This is a genomic window from Wolbachia endosymbiont of Dactylopius coccus (genome assembly GCF_977011065.1).
The window spans coordinates 243,252-266,610 of the sequence record NZ_OZ347065.1; the positions used below are offsets into that span (position 1 = coordinate 243,252).

17 protein-coding genes and 2 pseudogenes are annotated in these 23,359 nt (G+C 34.4%); 15 read left to right on the forward strand and 4 right to left on the reverse strand.

All coding sequences use genetic code 11. The features are described 5' to 3' along the window. Window positions 1–7: 7 nt before the first annotated feature. Together metC and ACWHVF_RS01305 are read left to right on the forward strand one after the other, a co-directional pair. On the forward strand, window positions 8–1,249 hold the full coding sequence (metC, locus tag ACWHVF_RS01300) for a cystathionine beta-lyase (RefSeq protein WP_064124819.1): 1,242 nt from the start codon (window positions 8–10) through the stop codon (window positions 1,247–1,249). Next, on the forward strand, window positions 1,224–2,780 hold the full coding sequence (locus ACWHVF_RS01305) for a Mur ligase family protein (protein WP_064124818.1): 1,557 nt from the start codon (window positions 1,224–1,226) through the stop codon (window positions 2,778–2,780). The genes metC and ACWHVF_RS01305 overlap by 26 nt, the downstream gene beginning before the upstream one ends. On the opposite strand, the gene ACWHVF_RS01310 is transcribed toward ACWHVF_RS01305, so the two are convergent. Both ACWHVF_RS01310 and ACWHVF_RS01315 read right to left on the reverse strand, forming a co-directional pair. Continuing rightward, window positions 2,762–3,496, reverse strand: coding sequence for a ComF family protein (locus ACWHVF_RS01310; protein WP_447933088.1), 735 nt, complete (start codon window positions 3,494–3,496; stop codon window positions 2,762–2,764). The genes ACWHVF_RS01305 and ACWHVF_RS01310 overlap by 19 nt on opposite strands. Before the next feature lie 155 nt (window positions 3,497–3,651). Beyond that, a complete protein-coding gene (locus ACWHVF_RS01315; protein WP_447933089.1) occupies window positions 3,652–3,777 on the reverse strand; it encodes a hypothetical protein in 126 nt (41 codons plus the stop codon). Between the two features lie 20 nt (window positions 3,778–3,797). Here ACWHVF_RS01315 and ACWHVF_RS01320 point away from each other — a divergent pair. The 7 genes and pseudogenes from ACWHVF_RS01320 (at window position 3,798) to ACWHVF_RS01350 (ending at window position 13,909) form a co-directional block, all read left to right on the forward strand. Further along, window positions 3,798–4,550 (forward strand): annotated as a pseudogene (locus ACWHVF_RS01320) (IS5 family transposase). A 7-nt stretch (window positions 4,551–4,557) separates the two neighbouring features. Continuing rightward, a pseudogene (locus tag ACWHVF_RS01325) lies at window positions 4,558–4,938 on the forward strand (IS630 family transposase); the annotation flags it as partial. Continuing rightward, window positions 4,925–5,617, forward strand: coding sequence for a hypothetical protein (locus ACWHVF_RS01330; RefSeq protein WP_156488196.1), 693 nt, complete (start codon window positions 4,925–4,927; stop codon window positions 5,615–5,617). The pseudogene ACWHVF_RS01325 and the gene ACWHVF_RS01330, both read left to right, overlap by 14 nt. Before the next feature lie 47 nt (window positions 5,618–5,664). After that, entirely contained in the window at window positions 5,665–7,386 is a 1,722-nt protein-coding gene (locus ACWHVF_RS01335; RefSeq protein ID WP_064125089.1) for an MBL fold metallo-hydrolase, read from the forward strand. 450 nt (window positions 7,387–7,836) lie between these two features. Then, entirely contained in the window at window positions 7,837–8,817 is a 981-nt protein-coding gene (locus tag ACWHVF_RS01340) for a hypothetical protein (RefSeq protein WP_447933090.1), read from the forward strand. Between the two features lie 173 nt (window positions 8,818–8,990). After that, complete coding sequence (locus ACWHVF_RS01345) at window positions 8,991–11,444, forward strand: ankyrin repeat domain-containing protein (protein WP_447933091.1); 2,454 nt, start codon at window positions 8,991–8,993, stop codon at window positions 11,442–11,444. A gap of 317 nt (window positions 11,445–11,761) precedes the next feature. Next, a complete protein-coding gene (locus ACWHVF_RS01350) occupies window positions 11,762–13,909 on the forward strand; it encodes a hypothetical protein (protein ID WP_447933092.1) in 2,148 nt (715 codons plus the stop codon). Here ACWHVF_RS01350 and pheT read toward each other — a convergent pair. Beyond that, window positions 13,906–16,245: a phenylalanine--tRNA ligase subunit beta gene (gene pheT, locus ACWHVF_RS01355; protein ID WP_064125093.1), complete on the reverse strand. Its 2,340-nt coding sequence runs from the start codon at window positions 16,243–16,245 to the stop codon at window positions 13,906–13,908. The genes ACWHVF_RS01350 and pheT overlap by 4 nt on opposite strands. 409 nt (window positions 16,246–16,654) lie before the next feature. Between pheT and ACWHVF_RS01360 the strand changes: the two genes are divergently transcribed. Genes ACWHVF_RS01360 through ACWHVF_RS01385 form a run of 6 tightly spaced genes read left to right on the forward strand, consistent with a single transcriptional unit; the run spans window position 16,655 to window position 21,229 of the window. After that, on the forward strand, window positions 16,655–17,380 hold the full coding sequence (locus tag ACWHVF_RS01360; protein WP_064125094.1) for a F0F1 ATP synthase subunit A: 726 nt from the start codon (window positions 16,655–16,657) through the stop codon (window positions 17,378–17,380). Window positions 17,381–17,440: 60 nt separating this feature from the next. After that, window positions 17,441–17,668, forward strand: coding sequence for a F0F1 ATP synthase subunit C (locus ACWHVF_RS01365; RefSeq protein WP_064125095.1), 228 nt, complete (start codon window positions 17,441–17,443; stop codon window positions 17,666–17,668). A gap of 3 nt (window positions 17,669–17,671) precedes the next feature. Further along, window positions 17,672–18,151 carry a F0F1 ATP synthase subunit B family protein gene (locus ACWHVF_RS01370; RefSeq protein WP_064125096.1) on the forward strand — a complete coding sequence of 160 codons (480 nt, stop codon included), beginning with the start codon at window positions 17,672–17,674 and terminating at the stop codon, window positions 18,149–18,151. An 8-nt stretch (window positions 18,152–18,159) separates the two neighbouring features. After that, window positions 18,160–18,636: a F0F1 ATP synthase subunit B family protein gene (locus ACWHVF_RS01375; RefSeq protein WP_064125097.1), complete on the forward strand. Its 477-nt coding sequence runs from the start codon at window positions 18,160–18,162 to the stop codon at window positions 18,634–18,636. Window positions 18,637–18,641: 5 nt separating this feature from the next. Beyond that, window positions 18,642–20,249: a glycosyltransferase family 2 protein gene (locus ACWHVF_RS01380; RefSeq protein WP_064125098.1), complete on the forward strand. Its 1,608-nt coding sequence runs from the start codon at window positions 18,642–18,644 to the stop codon at window positions 20,247–20,249. Then, entirely contained in the window at window positions 20,198–21,229 is a 1,032-nt protein-coding gene (locus tag ACWHVF_RS01385) for a COX15/CtaA family protein (protein WP_064125099.1), read from the forward strand. The genes ACWHVF_RS01380 and ACWHVF_RS01385 overlap by 52 nt, the downstream gene beginning before the upstream one ends. Here ACWHVF_RS01385 and ACWHVF_RS01390 read toward each other — a convergent pair. Then, window positions 21,212–23,290, reverse strand: a complete 2,079-nt coding sequence (locus ACWHVF_RS01390) for an acetyl-CoA carboxylase biotin carboxylase subunit (protein WP_064125100.1) — start codon at window positions 23,288–23,290, stop codon at window positions 21,212–21,214. The genes ACWHVF_RS01385 and ACWHVF_RS01390 overlap by 18 nt on opposite strands. Between the last annotated feature and the right edge of the window lie 69 nt (window positions 23,291–23,359).

Genomic DNA, 23,359 nt, shown 5'->3' on the forward strand with positions numbered 1-23,359 from the left:
TAAAAATGTGAAGGAAGAGTCTTTATTAGTTAAAGCAGGAAGAAAGTTTAAGGACTATAAAGGTTCTATGAACCCGCCAGTTTATCATTCTTCTACCATATTATTTCCTACTTACAAAAACTACTTAAATGCTGCAAATGGAGAAAGTATATACGATGTAATCAACGATGGTGTTGCAAGAGATTACAGCTATAGTAATGTTGGTACTCCTACTGTTCATTATCTTTCAAATGCGCTTGCTGAAGTTGAGGGTAAGGGGCAAGCATTAATCTATCCTTCCGGATTGTTTGCACTTACTTTTGCTATTTTGACTTTCACTAAAACGGGTTCGCATGTCTTGATACAAGATAATAGTTATTACCGACTTAAGAGATTTGCCGAAAATGAACTACCAAAAAGAGGAATAGAGGTAACTTTTTATGATCCAACACAGGATATAACTAGTTTAATTCAGAATAACACTTCGTTGATAATGATCGAGACTCCTGGTTCTGTAACGTTTGAGATTTCAAATATAGAGCATATAGTAAAAATTGCTAAGGAACACAGAATCGTAACCGTTTGTGACAATTCATGGGCCACTCCTTTATTATTTAAGCCGCTCGATTATGGAGTTGATGTTGCACTATATGCAGTGACAAAGTATCTAGCCGGTCACTCAGATTTAGTTATGGGAGCTATTATTGCTGAAGGTGAAATTTTTAAATTGCTTTATGAGAGCTATAAAAATTATGGAGTAACCATTCAATCGCACGACTGCTACCTTGCACACAGGGGACTAAGAACACTGCACACACGTATGAAAAGGCACCAAAATACAGCAATGGAAGTGGCAAAGTGGCTAGAAGCACAGCAAAAAGTTAGAAAGGTTTTATATCCAGCACTTCCCTCCCATCCTCAACACGAATTATGGAAAAGTTACTTCAAAGGAGCAAGCGGCACATTCAGTATAGCACTGGATAGAGAATATTCATGTGAAGAACTAAGCTGCATGGTTGATCATATGAAAATTTTTAGTATTGGTGCTTCTTGGGGAGGGTGCGACAGTTTGATATTACCAATAGATCGTAGATCTATGTCAAGATCCGTAATGAGTTCAGACTATGGTGGAAGTTTTATACGGATATTTTGTGGACTGGAAGATCCTGAAGATTTAATCTTTGACCTTAATGACGCACTAAAAAGGTTACCATGTTTAGACTTTCAAAACGATGAAGTAGGACATGAAACTGAGAGAATTACTGCATGATATTGTTGATGTTAACTTTGACGTTGAAATCAAGGGCGTTACATGTAATCCCAAGAGAGTCAGGGAAGGTTATCTTTTCGTTTGTGTGTCAGAAAGGAGTAAAGAATACGCAACATGCGATACTGGAATCCATATCCTTCCTACTGAATCACAGTGCTACGTACACAACTATGTAGACGTTGTGATACAAGGGGCCAAGAAAGATGTCATCCCAGTGCTTGACTACTTGGATCCAGAAAATTTAATTGCAAATGAGCACACTAGGCAATTGTATAATAAAAACTGGATTCCAGTGTCACGCACTGGAATGACAGATACTTCGAGCTTTGCAGTGCTTGAACACCCAAACCCTCAAGAAATATACAGCGAAATAGTCAGCAGGTTTTATCAATTCAAACAGCCCAAATATGTTGCTGCTGTAACGGGTACGAATGGTAAAACTTCAGTAGTAGAATTTTGCCGCCAGATCTGGCAAAACGCTGGCTATAATGCAGCATCTATAGGAACACTTGGAACATGCATCAATAATGGTAGAAAAGGTAATAGCAACAGTCTTACCACTCCAGATGCAGATGACCTTTACGCAACATTGCGTGGTATAAATGTAGAACACTTAGTGTTAGAAGCATCAAGTCATGGGATTGATCAATATAGAATCCATGGACTTAGGCTCACTGCTGCAGCTTTTACTAATTTCTCGCAAGATCATTTGGACTATCATAAGAGTATCGATGAGTATTTTGAGGCTAAGAAAAGGTTATTTTATGAGGTACTACCAGAGGGAGAAACAGTAATTTTAAATGCGGATATAAATGAGTACCATGCATTGCTTAAAATAGCTGAAAAACGCAGCAACAAAATTATCACCTATGGAAAAACAGGCTCTGATATTACTTTATTGGAGCAAACACCAACCCCTAATGGTCAACACCTTACAATAAAAATTGGTGGTGAAATTTATGATACGTTTTTTCCGGTTCTGGGGCAATTTCAAGCATATAATCTGTTGTGTGCAATGGGTATAGTTACCTCGTCTGGACTGAATTACAGAGAAATATGCATAGAAAAACTCGTTTCTCCACCAGGAAGAATGGAAAAAGTGAAACCTTTTGCATTTGTGGATTACGCTCATACTCCAAGTGCACTTAAACAAGCCCTATTGTCTTTAAAATGGCACTTCAATAAAAAAATAATTCTAGTTTTTGGTTGTGGTGGCAATCGTGATCAAATAAAACGCGCAGAAATGGGTAAAGTAGCACAAATATATGCAGACAAAGTGATAATCACGGATGACAATCCGCGTGATGAGAATCCTGCAGAAATTCGTCGTGGTATTTTACTACATTGCCCTAATGCGCTAGAGATAGAAGGTAGAAGAGAAGCTATAGAGAAAGGAGTAGATATTGCCTATAACGAGGGTATGATTCTGCTAGTTGCAGGAAAGGGGCACGAAAGATTTCAAATCATAGGGAATCAAACTTTTGAATTTAGTGATGTTGAGGTTATTAAAAATCACGTTTTAACATGCTGATTTTTACAATCATTCACCGTTCTTGCAAGCGATAGCACTCTCACTTCTTTTGCACCGGAGTTTAAAATTTCTTGAGAGCAAGATCTTACAGTTGCTCCAGTTGTTACCACATCATCAACTAATATCACGATTTTATTTTCGATAATTTCTTTGTTGCTTATTTTAAAAGCCTTCTTTAAATTTTTTTCACGCTGTTTAAGTGAAAGACCAGCTTGAGGCGCAGTATGGCGAAGACGTTTTATTGCAAATGGTGTATAGGATAAATTGGACAACTTACTCAACTCTTTTGCAAGCAGTGCTGCTTGATTATATTTACGTTTAAACAAACGCATTTTATGTAACGGTATAGGAATTATGACCTCTGCATTCTGAAACACGTCCTGATTAGCTTGGTACATCCACTTCGCATAGATTTTTACGTAATTCAAATTATCAAAAAATTTGAAATTTATAATCATGTTTTTACTATGTTGATCATAAGCAAAAACTGATCTTAATACTTTAAACGGTGGAGGATTGATGATGCACTTACCACACGTATGAATATTGTCTGAGATTACTACGCCACAAACATTGCAGTAATGCTTAGTTAGAAAATTGATTTTTTTGTTGCATTCACTACACAGATTAAGATTTTCATCAATGATACATTCGCAACTTACGCATACGCTTGGAAATATAAGATTTGTAGCTTTTTTTAGTAAGAGAAGGTTCACAATTCATTAAATATATTATAAAATTTATATAGTATAGCTAAAGTAACTTAAGCTTACACCCTTTCACTTTTTATTTCATTTCAATATAGTTCATACTGCTGAGTGCTGTAGCTAGTGCAAGTCAGGTTTTCCTACGTCATACCGCCGCGGTATCTCTAGATCCCGCTAACAAGCAGCGGGATGACGAATTTGTCGTTTATCAAATCGTCGGTAAACCTAGGCTCTGTGGACAAAAAATATGAAGAGGGAGAAAAAAAGTGGCAGTTTAACCAAATGAACATAAAAATGGAGAAACTACCGAATGGAATATTATATAAAAGAAAGAAATTGGAAACAAATTTTAGAATTCATAAAAGGCATAAAAGGAATGCATAGTAAAGACGAAAAACGTTTAAGAATATTCATAGAAGCAGTGTGGTATATGGCGCAAAGTGGTTGCCAATAGCGACTTTTGCCGAAAATCTATGGCAATTACAGAAGTATACACAAACGATTTAAGAGATGGTGCGAAAGGGGTATTTGGAAAAATTTATTGGAGTACACAAAACAAGAGCCAGATTTAGAAGCCGTCATAATCGACGGTACGATCATTAGAGCCCATCCATGTTCGGCTGGATATACAAAAGATTCGAAGGATCAAGAGGCTTTAGGGCGAAGTAAAGGTGGCTTTACGACTAAAATTCATGCACTTGTTGATGCATTGGGAAATCCTTTAAAATTTATACTTACTCCTGGCCAGAGGAATGAAATTACACAAGCTGAAGTATTAACAAAAAATGTCTATAACTCCATTGTAGTAGCTGATAAGGGTTATGACAGCAATGCTTTTGTGGTCAGCCTTGAAAACAGGAAATGTGAAATCGTAATTCCATCAAAAAGGAATCGAAAAGTGCAAAGATACTATGATGAGCATATTTATAAAGAACGTCATTTGATTGAGTGCTTTTTCGGTAAAATTAAAAATTTTAGGCGCATTTTTTCCAGATTTGACAAGACCGCAGAGGTTTACATGGGATTTCTAAATTTTGTTGGAGCTCTCATATGGCTTCTCTAAAATTTTGTCCACAGAGCCTAGAAATGGGGAGAATTCTAGCTTGTTTGCACCGAATGTCAACACTGATTGTATGAATATATTTCTTGAGCAAATGTCTCAATATTTGGGACCACGAGAAGCCTTTCTTGTTATGGATTGTGCTAGTTGGCATAAGTCGAAAAGTTTAAAGGTACCTAAAAATATTGAGATTATATACCTACCACCATACTCACCTGAACTCAATCCAGTTGAGAGGCTTTGGTTGTATGTAAAACAGAACATTTTGCGCAATAAAATATACGATACTATTGCTTTGCTTGAGAGTGCTTTGTGTAAATTTATTACTTCTCTTACCTACTCCACAATTAAACAACTCTGCTATGTATCCTATTTGAATGACCAACAATGAGAATTGGTATAAGGTCATTTGGTATGGATGTTTTAGTTATTGTTTGACAAATCACCACAGAGAAAGACTAACAAATCGTTCAGGTATATATAAAAGTCAGGTTAGCAACATACTTGAAGAACTTAATAAAAACTTAAGTACATGGAGCACCTCATTAGCAGACTTTGAAGCAAAAAGAGATGAGGATATAAAGAATGAAATACATAGTAACAAGACAAAAAGCGTACTATATGACTACTTGTCATGGTTTATAGATATAAATGGCAAATCTTTTATCAAAATTAGTGAGCTAGCACGTGCAGCAAGGGGTAAATATTCATTATATCCCAAAGACTTTAAATTTCTTCTTGAGTGTTTTAAAGGGAGAAGAGAAGCTATAGCAGCCGGTAGCATCAAAGCGATAAGCAGTCTATTAAATCAATTGGCAAGTAAGGAGTTTGATCAACTGAAGAGAATTTGTGCTAGAGAAGATCTTCCAGATGAAGAAAAAATGAAGTTAATTGGTGATGCAGTAAATAGTAAGCTAAAGCGTAAAAGGGGGGATAGTAGTGATGCAAACGTTAGTTCAAACTTTATTTTAGCCCTCATTAGAAATGAACTTCAAGGACTTTCTTCTGAACCTAACCCAACGTTAGATAATGCAAGCCCCGAGCCTGTTGCTGTTTGTATAAGTAGGTAAATTTTTGTGCAAGTAACAGCAGTAAAATGAAAGAAAAAGGTTTTTAGATGTCTAAAGAGAATAATAAAAAGTTTATATTAATAGTACTACTTGGTGCCACATCAGCAACAATACTTTTTATGACAGGTGTAGTTAAACCTAAAACTTTACACATAATAGTTGCAGGAACAATACTTATAGCAGTAACTTTTGCAGCTTGGTATGTTACACATAAATCCAGTAATGAAACGGAGAGAAAAATGTATCAGGTTAATGATGGTTATATCAATGAATTGCAAAAAGAGTTCAATGACATAAGTTTCAAGCGTCTTGAAGAAGTTAAAGGCACGTATGTTACAAATCCTGAAAACATAAGTACGTATAATGACTCAAGGATTTTTAAAGAGACGCAAGTCAAGAGAATACTGAGTAGTGGTTGTGCCCCATTTGTATCAGAGGCTGTAAAGAGTAAGCTATCTTATTTTTCTCAGAAGGAAGATAAGGATCAAATTTACAAACTTGACAACGCACAAGATTTACAGCCGGGAGAAAGATATGCTATTCAAAATATAGGTCATGCGACTCAGTTAATTCAAGTTCCTGGCTTTAATATTTTGACAGATCCAGTATTTAACAACTTAAGCAGATTACTTTATCCAGAAAAAACAGAATCTCATCCCAGCATTGAGAAGCTACCTAAAATCGACGTTATCATAATTTCACACAATCATCGTGATCACGTAGATAGAAGATCATTACAAAAACTATTAGAACACTATGAAACAAAACACTGGCCTCAACCAAAAGTATTTGTACCGATGGGAGATAAAAAATTATTTGAGAATTTTGGATTTAATCAAATAGAAGAAGTGGAATGGTATACAAAAATCTCTGTTACTAAAGATATTGATGGAACAAACAAAACAGTAAATTTTGTGAGTATTCCAGCAGATCATCGTTCTGGTAGACATGGTATTGATCATCACAAATCCTTGGTTACTGGCTGGGTAATAAATCCTGAACAGGAAGATGTAATATTTAAATTTTCAGGAGATACAAGATCTTTAACTGATGAAAATCAGCAAGCAACAGATGCAGTACTATGGAATGAAATCAGGCATAAAAAAGTTAATCAAGGGAAAAACGATGAGAATATAGAAGTACCAGATATTATTTGTTTAGAGCCAAGCGGTCCAAATTACACACGTTGTGACATGGATATAACGCATCAATCTACTTCATATAGCGCTCTTTTGAAATTTATAGAAGCTAAGAATCTTGCTAAACTAAGTGAAAAAAGCCCTCAAGAGTTTCTAGAGAAAATGCAAACTGTAATGATGCATCACAATAAATTTGAACTTGGACCTGATAGATTTAATGAAGGTTTATTTGTGTTGAAAAAGTTACTCAAGTATTTGGATCTAAACGAGAAAGATTTAAATAGAGAACTGGCAAGGCAGAAGGAAAAGTTAGAACAGAACCTTGACAAGAAAAGATTAAAGGAAAACACTCCTTTTACATCAAGGCCTATTATTGCTACTTTACCTAGACAGACATCACTACTGGTTCGTGCAAAAGACTTCATAATTAAAGAACTCAAAGAGGTAACTGAAAAATTGGAGGGTATAGATAAAGAACAAATGAAAGGATATCTTATAGAGAATACCATATTTCCAAAAATTGGAGAAAGATTAAATGATGAACAAGTTGTGAATTCAAAGTTTGATGTAGAAAGTGTGCAAAAGTATAGTGGAAAAAGTTCAGGTCATTCTCAAATAAATTGTTATTAATTTAACAATTTATATTACTAAAAACTTAAACTATATACCCATTTCCAGCAACCAAAACCAGCAAGCGTGAGAGCTTTTTTTCTTGGGATGGGTTGGTCTACCGCTCGTTCCTTGCGAACTTTTCTTAATAATTTTACTATACGCTAAAACTACCTATATTGGCTTACTTTTGCTAAATTTACATATGAACCAATTCGTCTAAATTCGTTGCAATAATTTTATGTTTTTATTTTCACAACGCCGCTTTTATTTAAATTGTTCTCACAAATATACGATCTATTTTTGTGTTTTTGGAAAAAGTAAAGAAGTAAATAAATGAATTTTTTGTGAGGCTACAGAATCCAGTATTTTTTAAAAATTCTCATGTGGCTTGTTAAAAACATATATAAAGTAATTGACAGTTACCGGAACTTCAGCTAGATATTCATATATTAATAATGAGGATAATAAATGAATTTTAGCAAATATGTGAAAAATAATGCTTTACGGATTTTCGCTACTAAAGTCGATATAAACGAATTGATAGCCTTTTTGCAAAGTAACACATGCATTACAAAGCTTTCTTTACAGTGTTTCGTGATTGGTAAAGAAGGTGCAAAGGCTTTGGCTAGTCTCACACACCTTACTGAACTTAATTTAAGTGGTAACGGTTTTGGTAATGAAGGTGCGAAGGTTTTGGCTAATAGTGGTCTCAAGAATCTTACTAAACTTGATTTAAGTTGTAGCAGGATAGGTGACGAAGGTGCAAAGGCATTAGCTGAAGGTAACCTTAAAAATCTTACTGAACTTGATTTAGGGTACAACAGAATTGGTGACGAAGTTGTAAATACTTTAGCTAATGGTGATCTCAAAAATCTTACTAAACTTGATTTAGGGTACAACAGAATTGGCAATAAAGGCGCAAGAGAATTAGCTAAATTTTCAAATCTTACTTCCCTTGATTTACATTACAACAGAATTGGTGACGAAGGTGCAAAGGCTTTGGCTAGTCTCACACACCTTACTGAACTTAATTTTAGAGTTAATAATATTGGTGACGAAGGTGCAAAGGCTTTGGCTAATGGTAATCTCAAAAATCTTACTAAACTCAATTTAAGTTGTAACAGGATAGGTGACAAAGGTGCAAAGGCATTAGCTGAAGGTAACCTTAAAAATCTTACTAGACTTGATTTAAGTGGTAACGATTTTGGTGAAGATGGTAAAGAAGCCTTGAGCCATAATTTCAAAGATTCTACATTCATCAATTTATCCTATGTAATTTCGATAGACATACAAAGCAAATTTATGAATGCTTTAGCAGATCTGCAAGAAGTGATTGATAGTGGTCAACCAAGCAGTGAGTTAAGTGAAGTGCAGCAAATATCGCCTAGTCATTCACTCAGTTCTTTACATTCTAACGATAGTGATATCAGCAGTTCACAATGTCGTTAGTCTAGCAGGCATAGCTAATTAAGAAGAGAAGCATAGTAGGCTCAGAGGTCAATGTCAGTGAAGTTTGTGGGAGTGTCAAGCTAAAGAATACAAAAGTTAGAAAAATTATTCTTGCATTAGCTTTTATTCGTGCTATGTATTGTACATAATATTTTGATAGATTAGGGGGAAGTATGTCAAATGAAGACATTGAGTCTAAGCAGGTTTTTGAAACAAATCCAGGGGACGAAAAATGGTTAGAACAGGAAAAAGGGGAAGAACAGGAAAAATGTTTAAAATGGGAAACACAGTCAAGAATGGAGAAATGGCTAAAACGGCTAAAACAGGAAGAACAGCTAGAATGGGAAGAATTCAAAAAACAGCTAACATGGGAAAATTTGGACGTGTCGAAAAAATTGAGCAAATGGAAAGAATTTAAAAGACGCCTAGAGCTGAAAGGATTCGAAGAACAGCTAGAACGGGAAGAATTGAAGAACCAGCTAGAATGGGAAGAATTCAAAGAACAGCCACTAGAATTTGAAGAATACCTAGGGATGAAAAGATGGGAAAAACGGCTAGAACTTCAGGGAGGAGAGGAACAGCTAGAATGGGAAGGATTCAAAAAACAGCTAACGTGGGAAGATTTGGACGTGTCGATGAAATTGAGAGAATGGCAAGATTGGCTAGAAGAAAAGAAGTGGTCCCTAGAGGATAATGAGCATAAATTGATCAGAGAATGTTTCTCCACACGTGGTATTGATACTTTGATAGATTCTGCTAAAGGTTTATGTACTACTAATTTAATGCATGCATGGTTTTGTGATGAATCTGATTTAACAGAAAATCAAAAGAAGTTAAATAAAAAATTATTAAATATTCTTAGTGGACATCCAGATACTGGTGGTAGGGGTAGTTATAGCTATAGTTCAAAAGTTCAGAGATTTTTAGAAAGAAATAAGGACGATCTGAAAACTGTTCTTAACCTTAAAAGAGGAGAATCTGGATTGACAGTATTGCATGCAGTAGTAAGTATGGCTGCAGAATATGGAGGGAGGTTAGCCGAAGAATATGTATCTGCTGCATGTTTACTCATAGAAGCAGGAGCTAATCCTAATATAAAGAATGATAGAGGACAGACACTCTTACATTATGCTGCTATTGGGTCTAGCGGTTATGGTATAGGTTACCTTATAGAAGCAGGAGCTAATCCTAATGCACAGGATATTGAAGGGAAAACACCTTTGCATTATGCTGCTGGCCTTGGTTATAGCAGCAGTATAGAATCGTTCCTATGGAATGGAGCTAAGTGCGATGTACTTGATGAAACAAGGAAAACCCCACTACAAATTGCAATTGATAATCATCAATACCATATTAAAAAATACTTTCCAACTGATAATCAAAAGAGGTTGAATGAAGAATTACATGGTATAATGCGCGAATGTTCCCATGCTAAAACAGTTAAAAATCTAAAAGAGTTTTTGGATAAACATGAGGGTGACCAAGATCTAAAAGTGGTTTTAAATTTTCATGATGAAAAAGGAAAGTCAATAGTGTTGCAACATGCCAGAAATATTTTTTTTGCTTCTAAAGCTGCTGCTGAAGTAGAAGGCTTACTTTTGAAAGCAGGAGCAACTGACCAAAAAGACTATAGCAGGGAAAAATGTTTGCCCAAATCCAGGACCCTATGGGATAATTTAATATTAAACCAGCAGCAGAAGTTGAAGATGTTTTTAGACGCAGTAGGTAAAGCTCAAGACATGAATCAACTAGAACAAATTGTAAATAAAGCTATAGAGTGTGGAGTAAGATTTAATTTTCTTATTTATTCAGGTGAAATGATGTACCAAGATACATATAATTTTACAGATTATGTAATAAAAAAGATTAGTAAATTAAAAAAGAATCCTAAAGTTGCTAGTGATATAATATGTAAATTAGTATCAAAAGGAGCAGTGTTGCATAACTTCAGTAGTATAAATGTAATCGATACACTGGAATCAGAATTTAAAGACCACAAAACTAATGTGAAAAAAGCTAATGAAAAATATGTCAATGATACTTTAGAGTTTATGAAAATTGTTAAAAGTGCAGCTAATGGTAGAGTAAAAAATGCAAAAATGGATAACTCTACTTTTTACTTGGAATACTCAGAGAACAGCAAAATAGATATTACGAAGATTACAGATGGAGCAAGGGATTTAGGGCTAACTCAAGGAGAAATAGAATACGGAAGAGATATAATAAAGATCGGTAAAAGTGAGGTAGAAATTATAACGGAAAATGGTATAAGGAATTACACAGACCTTGCGGATAATAGTGATATAGCATTGACTTTCTACACCAGTAAGGGAGAGCTAGAGGTTAGGTTGCGTCCTGACGTGAAAGATAAAAACCATATAAAGGTGGAAGTACACAATCAAGATCTGCTGGAGCGATTAAAAAATTGTGAAGAAGAAATAGGCAAGAATTGCTTATTAGGAGGGTCATCGGTTAATGAAGCCATAAAGCAAGGTTTTTTTACTACCAGATTTGGAAAACTTCGTCAATCTTCTGAAACAATCAGCGTGAACTCTTCATTAAGCGATATATCTCCTCCAGAAGAGGTTATACAGAAAAGTCAAGTAAGAGAATCAGGACGAGGGTAGGCTTTGTTGCATAGCAAATTAAGCGGAAATGGCAGAAGTGTGAAAGTGGGTAAGGTTAATGATTTAAGGATTTTTCTAAATAAATTATCCCGTCTTGACGATTATGCTTTTTTGAATATACCCTTTTACGTTGGATTCAAAAAAGAAGACTCAACAATTGGCTGCTCCACACTTTCTACTTTCTCGAGCTTGGTATTGGGATTTAGAGCACTGTACAACGCAAAACCTTGCTTATTCCTGCAACAGTTGCTTTGGCTACTTTTTATCTTTTAAATAGAGATTTATCTCACTCTTTAGTTACTGCTCTTAAAATAAGTATGGGGCGGTATTCTAATAAGCATCAAAATATTGAGGTGTCTTTTCATGAAAAGGAAGTTCCTGGACCAAATATTGCATACGATATGGAAATGAAATTTCCACCACAATTTGAACGATTACTTAGAGATTTGTATGAAAATGAAAATAACAAGTGGTTTGATGTGACACGGGATTCAGAGCATAGCATCGTACTGAAATTGTCAACTAACATCAATTTAAAAAATGGTCTTAAGCTCTTACGCAATGAAATCAAGGATGTGCTTGCAACTTCTATTCAAGAATTTGCGAAGACTATGGAAGAACTGATAAAGCTAGAAAAGAAAGAGATTACATATGATAAATTGAAGGAATTGTTGGACGAATTCAGGTTAAAAGTGGTAAGTAGCATAGATTTTAAGTTGACAACTCACTTAATATACAACGCCTATCAAGTTGCCTTTATACAAGCAGTTAAATTTCAGCAGGATAGACGGGGAAAAGATTTTTCACTGGAAGATGAGCTAAAAAATATTTTAGTAAAACAGGAGTTAGAAAGCCAAGGTAAAGAATTACCAAGTAAAAGAGATATTATAAAACAAACTTTAAAAAATTTAGGAAAAGAAGATAAGAGAGAAATATCCAAAGTTGTTGGTGTTTGTAAGAGCACGTATCCTAAAGAAACAGAGAAAGCTCTAGATGATGCTAAAAAAGAGATCGGACGTTTAAGAGAAATAGGGCAAAAAAGATATGATGAGATATGTGAAAAATTAAAAGAAATACATAAAAGTAGAGGAGCCAGTAATTCAACAGATGGTGCCTTAAAAAGAAAATTAGAGGATCTCTTTAAATTCGAGTGTGATGATCAAGAGGTTAAGAAGAAGTTAATAGAATCAAGAATAAGAAAAGCTAAAGTTATGTTAAGTCAATCAGGTGTACTGTATGAAAAGCAAGGCCAAATAGGACGATTAAAACAATCTATGTGGAACCTATTAGGTACATCAAGTCAGGATAAGGAGGAGCAGAATCTAATGAAACAGCTTGAAGATTTAGAAAAAGAGGTAGAGGGTCTTTTAAATGAGGAAGCTTCAGATAAAATAAATGGCTTTATGGAAGAGGCATATCCAGAAATAGTAAAACATAAAGTGCAAAATTTGTTTAAGCAACAAAAGAAGATGTTATTAGAGAATATTGAAGATTTAGTGTCTTCACTCAACAAACCGAAAGAAATGTACGATGGTGAGGATAATGAAGTTACTTTGTTATTTGACAGGAGACTTGAGGATATATTGCATCTAGAAAAAATGATCAAAGAGTGTTTAGAACAAAAAGAGTACGATTTATTGAAAGAAAAAATTGAAAAGCAAAGTGAAGATATTAGGAAGTCCATGAGAGATGACAAAGATCTTTTGTATTTTCTAGATAAATATTTAATGGATATACACTTAGACAGTAATGGGAAGTTTATAAAATTGCTAGAGCAATTAGAACCAGGAAAAGGGGGATTATTGATAAATGAAAAAACAATAAATGATTACAGAGAAGAACTAGAATCTCGCGAAAAAATAAAGTTTGCAATAATAGAGGATGATTTACTGAAGGAGTTCGAGCGTGAAACTTTTAACGAAGAAGCAGTTAAGAAGTTGTTAGAGGAAACGGAACTTGAATACTATTTGGCAGAAAAATGCATAAAAAGTCCTGTAATTAAAACAAAAGATAATATCAAGCATTTTTGCCAGGATTTATTATCTCCTTTGATAGACAATTTGACAAAAGATATAATAAATAGTATACCAGGAAATAGTGAAGGTTATATACAGAAAGTTAAGAACTGGAGTAAAGTTACGTTTGGTACAATAAAGATTGGAGTACTAAATGCTTATAAAGAGAATACAGAGAGAAAAGCGTTAAATGTGGCACATAATACTTATAAGCAAGGAGGGACATTTCTTCAATGTTTTCAGTCAAATTATGAAGGTGTTGGAGCCTTTTTAGGTAATTTATTTTCTGATGATGGGGTAACATTTAAAAATGATGTGTGGCCTAAAATAGAAGAGCATTTGCATGGAATGTGGGATAGATTTTTCAAGGATATTGAATTCAATATTGGAAATAAATTGGATGAAGTAAGTGTGACACAGCAACGGCAGGAAACTGTGATTACGGCTTAATGACTAGTTCTCAAGGTTCCTCCGGTATTTTCATATATTAAATTGACTATAGCACTTGATTCTTTTTGGATCTCTTTTTCAGTTAAAGTGTGGATTGGAGAGCAGAAAGTAACTGATAATGCGATAGACATCTTATTTGGTTCTATATTATTTCCATGGTATACGTCAAATACTAAAACTTCTGTGATGAGCTCTGAGCTTTTTTTTACCACATTGATTATGTTACCTACCTCCACATCCTTATTTACAATAAATGCAAAATCGCGTTTTACACTTTGATATTTATAATCGATAAATTTTTTCTTACTTACAGGTAAATTTTCAATATTTTCTAATATCAACTCAAAGCCTACAACTTTTTGTTTGATGTTAAAAAAATTCAGTATATTTGGATGCAATTCCCCAAAATAACCAACTATTTTACTTCTAAAAGATAAGGTACCTGACTTTCCTGGGTGATAATATTCTTTTTCTGCTCTTTCTATCATTAAATTATCACAATTGACGTTAAAAAACTCCAAAGCTGCTATGCAATCAGCCTTTGCGTCAAAGACATCTACTTTCCTATCAGTATTATAATGGTTTCGCGGTAAATTATTTCCTGTTCTTATTCCACTTAAGACATGTTTAGACTGAGCTTCACCATCGTAAATCGGCCCAATTTCGAAGATTGCAAGATCAGATACTCCATGGGCAATATTATCAGCAGTGACTTGCAATAAATTTGGCATAATACTTGGTCTCATCATATTAAAGTTATTGTTAAACGGATTATCGATGATAAATAACTTATTCGAGTAACCAAATTTTTCAGCTGTTGATTCACTCATAAACGACCAGGTTAGCACTTCATGAAACCCTCTGTTTGTCATCAAAATACGCAAATTGTCGTATGTACTATCTACTTCTTCAACATTATTTGGTAGTGGTTCTTCTTTTATTTTGTCATAGCCGTATATCCTTGTTACTTCTTCAATTAGGTCAGCAGGTATTGTCACGTCCGGTCTCCAGCTTGGTACTTGTACATTCCAATTGCCTTCGGTTTTTTTATCAATATTAAACCCTAGTTTCGTTAAGATATCGAACACTTCATCAGGCGATACAGACACACTTCCAAACTTGTTCACATCCTGATAATCAAAGTTCACCTTGGTGTCAGCCTTATCTAAGCTGCCAGCAGACACTACGCTTGAGACTTCTCCACCACATAAATCCAAAATCATTTTAGCTGCAAGATTGAGTCCCTCAAGAGTCAATTCAGGATCAACTGAACGTGCAAATCTGTAACTAGATTCTGTGGAGATGTTCATCTGCCTTGCAGATTTAGCGATAGATATAGGGTCAAACCAAGCAGACTCTAAAAAGATATCAGTAGTTTCAAGAGTACATTCACTGCACTTTCCACCTATAATTCCAGCAACTCCATGAATATTTTTATCATCAGAAATAACGCTTGTGTCCGTGTTTAATAAGTATTCTTTACCGTTCAAACCAGCAAATTTTTCTCCGTCGTTTGCTTTGCGTACTGTGAGCTCTCCTTCTATTTTTTTTGTATCATATGCGTGCATTGGACGATTAAAAGATATCATAATATAGTTAGTAATGTCAACTATTGTAGAAATGGAGCGCATTCCTATCGATTCCAATTTATCTTTTAGCCACTTTGGGCTTTCTTGATTTTTTACATTGGTGATGTGTATTCCACTAATAAAACTTTCTCCGTCAGTCACTTCAACATCGATTGGTGAATTTATGGAGCTGGTAAGTTGTGGAATGCTTAAAGTCTTTAATGTCCCAATTCCAGTTGCAGCAAGGTCGCGAGCTATTCCATAAATGCCTAAGCAATCTCCACGATTTGGAGTAACATTTATATCAATTACAGGGTCACAATTGAAAAATTTATCCCCTGCTTTATAATCATCAGAAAGCTCGATTATTCCTTCACTTTCCTCTTGAACCAGCGCAAGTTCAGAAGCAGAGCAAAGCATCCCTTCACTTAGCACTCCTCGTATTTTTGTGGGCTTGATTGTGAAATCACTTTCTGGCAATGTGCTACCAAGAGATGCAAGCACAGTTTTCATACCTTCTCTAACATTGTTTGCTCCGCAAACTATTTGTAGAATTTTACTTCCGTCATCTACTTTACATAATTTTAATTTATCGGCATTTGGATGAGGTGCAACTTCTAATACTTTTGCAACAATAAAACCAGCTAATTTGGTATTGTCGATCACATCTTCTACTTCTAACCCTATGTGAGTTAATTTATCGGTAATTTCTTCTAAACTAGCATTGGTTTCTAAGTGTTCTAATAACCAAGATAATGTGAATTTCATGAACCTTTAAAGAAATAAAAGAGTTATTGTAATATAAAATGTAGTGCTTTTAAAGCTTGTTGTAGTGGAATACTTCTACATCATAAACAATGATGTGGAAGCTTTTGTAACTTTATATCTTCTTGCGAAGAGAAAGAATTTTTTCTATGTCACCTTCTAGGGTTATCAGCCTGGACTGATGAAAATTAAACCTATGGTCATTTTCATAAACTGAACCGATGTGATCATTAATAGTGAAGTTTCCTAATTAAGATTAGTAAGTTTTAAAATACAGAGCTGACTGTAATTAACACTCTAATTACATATTTTGTTAATGTATCAATGTTATAATGATACAGGGCTTTGTTTTAATTCTTGACTTTGTCCTATAAAATTCATACTTTATTTACTGTTTATAGTTCAGATTAAAATGGCATTAAATCCACTGGAACAGTTTAAAGTATATACAATAATAGAGTTACCTAGGTTATTTGGGTATGACGTAAGCTTTACCAATTCATCTCTTTTCATGATGATTTCGGTGATATTGGTGATACTCTTTTTGCTTTTTGGAATAAAGAAGGGGGCAGTAATACCAGGGTATTTACAAGCTGCAGTTGAGTATGTATATGATTTTGTTATTTCAATAATAGAAAGTAACACTGGAAGCAAAGGTTTGGAGCACATTCCTTTGATATTTACAGTATTTATTTTCATTTTATCGTGTAATTTAGTTGGTATTCTTCCTTATAGCTTTACGGTTACAAGTCATGTGATAGTCACTTTTGCTTTGTCGATGGTGGTTTTTATTTATATAACAATTGTTGGATTTAACAAAAAGGGAGTAGGATTTTTACGCATATTGCTACCAAAAGGAACTCCTTGGTGGCTTGCACCTATAATAATTATTATTAAGCTGCTTACTTATTTAGTAAGGCCGATTAGCCTATCAATAAGGCTTGCAGCAAATATGATTGCTGGTCATACAGTCATTAAAGTGATAGCAGGATTGATTGTGAATATGAACGTACTTTTCATTCCTGCACCTTTTTTGTTTATAATTGCACTAATAGGATTTGAAGTATTTGTTGCAATTTTGCAAGCTTATATATTTACTATATTAACATGCGTATACTTGTCGGATACAGTAAAGTAAGTACTTGACTTACCTGTAGAACATTTTATAATATTATTAAGGAATAGTTAAGGGTAATATATGGATTTAGTAGCTTTAAAGTTTATAGCAATTGGTTTGATGGTGTTTGCTATGTTAGGTGTTACTTTAGGCGTAGCTCATATCTTCTCTAGTATACTAAATGGGATTGCAAGAAATCCTGGCACGGAAGAGAAGATGAGACCTTATGTTTATGTTGGTGCTGGCATGATTGAAGTCATGGGTTTTCTTGCGTTTGTAATTGCAATGATATTGATATTTCGTACTTAACACATGCCACAGCTTGATGTTTCAACCTTCTTTTCTCAAGTTTTTTGGTTTTTAATTTTTTTCTCTTCACTTTTTTTCGTAGTAAGTTGTTTATTTTTACCAAAGTTAGATGAAATAATAAGCACTAGAAGTAAAGAAGTATTGGGTTCTTTTAATAGTTCTGTTCATCTTTTAAGACTTACGGAAGATCAGATTGCCAAGTATAATGCCGCTTTAAACCAAGCTAGAATACAGGCAAAAAAAATCATAGATGATGCACTTGCTCAGGTAGAAGAAATGAGAGCTAATGTTAAGAATATATTAGAAGAGGAAGACAAAAAAAAGAGCAAGCTTATTGAAGAAAAAGTGGCAGAATTTAAATCTGAATATACTGATCAGTTAAAACAAATGGCTACTAGTATTGCTTTAATTTATTATACTAAATTGACCAATTCTGAAATTGAAGAGGAGTTTGTTGCTGACTTGGTGTCCAAAGAATTTTAGGGGTTTTTATGTCTACATCACTGATTATCGGTCTTGCTTTCTTGGTAAGTTTTGTCCTTTCGTATAAATTGCTGAAGAAAGTGATAAAAAATGCGCTTAACAATAAGCGTAACAAAAGCAAATTTTCAAGTGAAGAAACTGAAAAATTCAGAAAAGATATGTTGGAGTATTACAAAAAATCTTCTGAAAAATACAAAGAATTAGATGCAGAAGTTAATAAAATGATGAATGAAGCACTTGATAAAGCTAATAGTATCATTAAGCACAATAGACAGCAGCTAGATCAGACATTAGATGACAATGCCCATTCTAACTTGAAGAAAGTCACTGACCAAGTTGAAAAAGCTCTTGGAGATTTACAGGCTAACACAGCGAATATCGCTGCTGATGCTGTAAAAAAAATAATGCATGAACGTAAAGATGATAAGCGTAGTAGCGAGGTCATATCTTCATTTTCACGTGACTTAAATAAAAAATTGCATTAGGTTTAATGCAACAATTACCTATACTTCAAGCTGATAATGTAGAAAAAATTAAGTTTGATTCTAGTTTGTGCAAAGAGCCAGAGAAACTTTTTTACTATAAATTTAATATGATTCCTTGGCAAAAATTAAATGATACTACTTTTTTTATGGTTGAAGACACAAGCCGAGATATCAACCGTTGGGTCGAAGCTCATTACGGTATTGACTATGTATTAATAAAAGTGGATAGCGAACAGATTTTAAATCTTCTTAACTCGCACTTTGGTATTTCAGAATTTGCAAGCAACTACTTATATTACAAGAATGCTAATTTTTCAGCTAAAAGCATTAAACTAAGCTCAATATTTTTTGCTTCTTTCTTTATTGTAACTTCAATTTTAACACTAACAGAGAAATATACATATTTTGCTTTGATGTTGATATTTATAATCGGATGTTCTAATTATTTATTCAAGTTTATAGCTACAATTTTTAACTTATGTGAAACCTCCAACCAAAAAGTGGATTATAGTAAGCTGAATGAACCTATATATACTATTTTACTGCCTGTATTTGAAGAAAGTGCAGTAATAGGGCAATTAATTGAAAGCGTTAAAAGTTTGGATTATCCAAAGTCGAAATTAGATGTAAAGCTTCTGGTAGAAAGTGAAGACCAGGAAACGCTAGCAGCTATAGAAAAGTACACTTTACCACAGTATTTTGAAGTAATAAAAGTGCCTCATTCTTTGCCTAGAACAAAAGCCAAGTCATGCAATTATGCTATGAGCTTTGCTAGAGGAAAGTATGCAGTAATATATGATGCGGACGATAAACCAGACCCATTGCAGTTAAAAAAAGCACTGATTGAATTTAATAAGGGCGACGATAAGCTTGCCTGTGTACAGGCGAAATTAAATTACTATAATTGTGATTATAATTTTCTCACAAAATCCTTTTCTCTGGAGTATATGAACTGGTTTCAATACTTATTGCCTGGATTCCAAAAAATGAACATGCCAATGCCTTTGGGTGGTAGCAGTAATCATTTTTCAGTAAAAATTCTAAAAAAATTGTTTTTCTGGGATGCTTATAATGTCACTGAAGACGCTGACCTCGGTTTGAGACTTGCGCAAATGGGATATAAAACCAGGATGATTGACTCAGAAACGTTGGAAGAATCGCCAATTACTGTGTTTGCTTGGATTAAGCAAAGAGTGCGTTGGATCAAAGGCTATATGCAAACTTATATTGTCCATTTAAAAAATATAAAGTCTCTTTATAAACACACTGGATTTAAGGGAATTTTGCTATTGAATCTTTTTGTTGGCTCTGCAGCTTTTATATTTTTTACTACTCCATTTTTACTGCTTTCATTGATATTAACTAAAGTTTTAAATGAATTATTTTTGTACTACTTTGTAGTGGTATACGTTACTAACCTGATTCTTTTGGTAATAGCTGTCAAACAGCAAAAGATGCCTTTTTATTTTTATATAGTATCGATATTTTTTCCGGTCTATAGTCTGCTACATAGTGTTGCAGCTTTTCTTGCCTTGTGGGAATTTATTCTTTACCCTGAGCGATGGAACAAAACTCAGCATGGTTTATGGAACAAAGGCAATCAAAACCTGTAGCTATTTGGCTTTTTCTCTGCTGTATTATGGTAATTCTCATGGTGGGGATTGGTGGATTTACCAGACTTTCAAAAGCAGGATTGTCAATCACGGAGTGGAAACCCATCACTGGAACATTGCCACCACTGAGTGGACAAGATTGGTTACAAGAAAAATTAAAATATGAAACTACACCTGAGTATAAAGCATTTAACTATGGTATGAGTATGGAGGAATTTCAGGCTATATACTTAATAGAATATGTACACAGATTGGTTGCAAGACTAACAGGTTTAGTTTTTGTCCTGCCATTTATATATTTTACATTAAGAAGAAAAATATCTAAAAAGGTAGTAATAAGGCTATTTGTAGCATTGTTATTTGGAGCTTTACAAGCTTTTGCTGGTTGGTATATGGTTAAAAGTGGTTTAGTAACTGAACCTCATGTTAGCCACTATAGGCTTGCACTTCACTTATTATTAGCATTAATTGTCTTTGCATTATTGTCATATCAATTTTTTGATTACCAAATCAGGCCAAAGCAAACTAAACTTAAGATTAGTAGTGACACTATATACTACACAGGGATGATTTTGGCCCTAATTGTAGTGCAAATAATTTTCGGTGCGTTTGTTGCGGGATTAAATGCTGGTTTGATTTACAATACCTTTCCACTAATGGACGGACACATTATTCCAGAAGATTTATTTTTCTTACACCCTATATGGCTGAATATCTTTGAGAACAGAGCGACAGTGCAATTTATACATCGAGCACTGGCATTGCTAATACTAGCTTTGGTAGTAATACTCACAGTAAAAAATGCTAGCGTAAAACCGGTATATATTATGCTGCTCTCCGTTATCATTCAGATCATTTTAGGGGTGGTTACTCTATTATTACACATACCAATAGCCATTGCCATAGCTCATCAAGTGTTTTCATTTATCTTGTTTGGGACAAGTTTATACTTCTTGTGTTATTTAAGAAAGCAGAGCTAATACTACATCACCAATCTGCACATTTTTTCCTTCTTGAACGAGAATATTTTTTATCACTATTGCTGCTTCAGCACATATGATATTTTCCATTTTCATTGCCTCCACCACAAATAAAGGTTGTCCTATTTCCACCTGATCTCCTATATTTACCTGCAACTTAACTAATAAGCCAGATATTGGGGATTTTACAGCATCTACTAAAATCCCTTCTGTTTCATTATTTAGCATTAACCTACTTAATTCAGCTACATGAGGCTTAAATATACAACACTCAGCTTTCATGCCTGCATGTCTTATGAAGTATTTGCTGCCTTGTTTTTCTACTTTAAGTGTTATATCGGTATCATCGTTAATCGTGATGTTTAGCAACCTATAACTTGATTTCCACTTGCCTACTACAGAGTATGTATTGTGGTTATATACTGTTGTTAATATATTATCTTGATATCTTGTACTTACGGAGTACTCATTGTCATTTATATTCACTATGAATAAATCTCTTGCACGTTCACCTGCCATCCGAGTAGCTGATACTGGTGCCCCTTCTTTTTTACTAGATTCCAGTGTCACGCACTGGAATGACACCTGAGGTGTTTCATTCACTGCTTTATGATGGTACCTTTCTTCATTTTCCAAATGAACATATAACGCAGTGAAAATAAATATTTTAATATACTCCTCTGTAACAAAATCGCCGTGAAACCCACTAGAGTAATGGTCTGGAATGAATCTCGTGTGGAGCTTTGCTGCAATAAAATTTGGGTGATGGAAGATAGATTCTAGAAATTCTATATTATTTGTTACTCCTTCTATATAGCATTCAGACAATGCTTTTTGCATTCTGCTGATCGCTTCTACTCTATCTTTTCCATATGTTATAACTTTTGCAATCATTGAGTCATAGAACGTGCTAATTTCTGAACCTGCAGCAACTCCATCATCTATTCTTACATAATCATTTCCACCTGGTTTATCGTAATATTTTATTCTTCCGCTGGAAGGGAAAAATTTCTTCGATGGGTCTTCAGCGCAAATTCTACTTTCTATTGCAGAACCAGTAAGTTTAATATCATCCTGATTGAATCTCAATTTTTCTCCACAGGAAGTTCTAATCATTTCTTCTACTATGTCTATTCCAGTTATAAATTCTGTTACTGGATGCTCAACTTGTAATCTCGTATTTACCTCAAGAAAATAGAAGTTTTGGTCTTTATCTACAACAAACTCAACAGTGCCTGCTGAAAAATAACCAACCTGCTTTGCTAGAGAAACACATTGGACATACATTTTTTGTCTTACTTCTTCACTAATGAATGGACTTGGCGTTTCTTCTATTATTTTCTGGTTATTCCTTTGTATCGAGCATTCTCTTTCTCCAAGACACACTATATTGCCATATTTATCTGCTATGATTTGTATTTCAATATGTCTTGGTAGTTCTATATATTTCTCTATAAAGATACTGCCATCCTTAAAACTTTTCTCTGCTTCATTTGTTGCTGATGTGAACGCTAGTTCAATTTCTTTTTTGGAATTTACAATTCGCATTCCTTTGCCACCACCGCCTGATGCAGCTTTGAGCATAACGGGAAAACTGACCTCTTCAGCAACTTGAGCTGCGTGGGCAGCATCGCTGATCTTACCCATATATCCTGGCACTACATTCACTCCAGCTTTTCTTGCCGCTTCTTTTGCTGTTATTTTGTTGGCTGTAACTTCTATTGTTTCTGCACTGGGACCTATGAAATCTATATTGTGTTTTTGCAAAGCACGTGGAAAATCTGGATTTTCTGCTAAAAAACCATAGCCAGGATGAACTGCCTGCGCACCTGTTTCAACTGCTACTTCACATATTTTTTCAATGTTTAAATAACTGAGGCAAGATGGCGAAGGGCCGATATATCTTGACTCATCTGCTTGTCTTACATGCACAGAATGAGTATCTGCATCCGAATACACACACACACAAGATATACCCATCCTACGAGCAGTCCTGATAATCCTGCAGGCAATCTCCCCTCTGTTTGCTATTAAAATCTTACTGTACTTCTTTTTCGTCATCGTATCAGTATACTTTCTTCAGTTAAGAAAGTAAATTTCTATATCACTGCCTGCAAGTGATTTCTATCT

What these genes read in the sequence shown, in the direction of transcription:
- ACWHVF_RS01330 (WP_156488196.1), top strand. Translation starts at nt 4,925, where the DNA reads ATGACCAACAATGAGAATTGGTATAAGGTCATTTGGTATGGATGTTTT.
- ACWHVF_RS01305 (WP_064124818.1), top strand. Translation starts at nt 1,224, where the DNA reads ATGAAACTGAGAGAATTACTGCATGATATTGTTGATGTTAACTTTGAC.
- ACWHVF_RS01380 (WP_064125098.1), top strand. Translation starts at nt 18,642, where the DNA reads ATGCAACAATTACCTATACTTCAAGCTGATAATGTAGAAAAAATTAAG.
- ACWHVF_RS01385 (WP_064125099.1), top strand. Translation starts at nt 20,198, where the DNA reads ATGGAACAAAACTCAGCATGGTTTATGGAACAAAGGCAATCAAAACCT.
- ACWHVF_RS01340 (WP_447933090.1), top strand. Translation starts at nt 7,837, where the DNA reads ATGAATTTTAGCAAATATGTGAAAAATAATGCTTTACGGATTTTCGCT.
- ACWHVF_RS01390 (WP_064125100.1), bottom strand. Translation starts at nt 23,290, where the DNA reads ATGACGAAAAAGAAGTACAGTAAGATTTTAATAGCAAACAGAGGGGAG.
- ACWHVF_RS01345 (WP_447933091.1), top strand. Translation starts at nt 8,991, where the DNA reads ATGTCAAATGAAGACATTGAGTCTAAGCAGGTTTTTGAAACAAATCCA.
- ACWHVF_RS01375 (WP_064125097.1), top strand. Translation starts at nt 18,160, where the DNA reads ATGTCTACATCACTGATTATCGGTCTTGCTTTCTTGGTAAGTTTTGTC.
- ACWHVF_RS01335 (WP_064125089.1), top strand. Translation starts at nt 5,665, where the DNA reads ATGTCTAAAGAGAATAATAAAAAGTTTATATTAATAGTACTACTTGGT.
- ACWHVF_RS01370 (WP_064125096.1), top strand. Translation starts at nt 17,672, where the DNA reads ATGCCACAGCTTGATGTTTCAACCTTCTTTTCTCAAGTTTTTTGGTTT.
- ACWHVF_RS01365 (WP_064125095.1), top strand. Translation starts at nt 17,441, where the DNA reads ATGGATTTAGTAGCTTTAAAGTTTATAGCAATTGGTTTGATGGTGTTT.
- pheT (WP_064125093.1), bottom strand. Translation starts at nt 16,245, where the DNA reads ATGAAATTCACATTATCTTGGTTATTAGAACACTTAGAAACCAATGCT.
- ACWHVF_RS01350 (WP_447933092.1), top strand. Translation starts at nt 11,762, where the DNA reads ATGGGGCGGTATTCTAATAAGCATCAAAATATTGAGGTGTCTTTTCAT.
- ACWHVF_RS01315 (WP_447933089.1), bottom strand. Translation starts at nt 3,777, where the DNA reads ATGTTCATTTGGTTAAACTGCCACTTTTTTTCTCCCTCTTCATATTTT.
- ACWHVF_RS01360 (WP_064125094.1), top strand. Translation starts at nt 16,655, where the DNA reads ATGGCATTAAATCCACTGGAACAGTTTAAAGTATATACAATAATAGAG.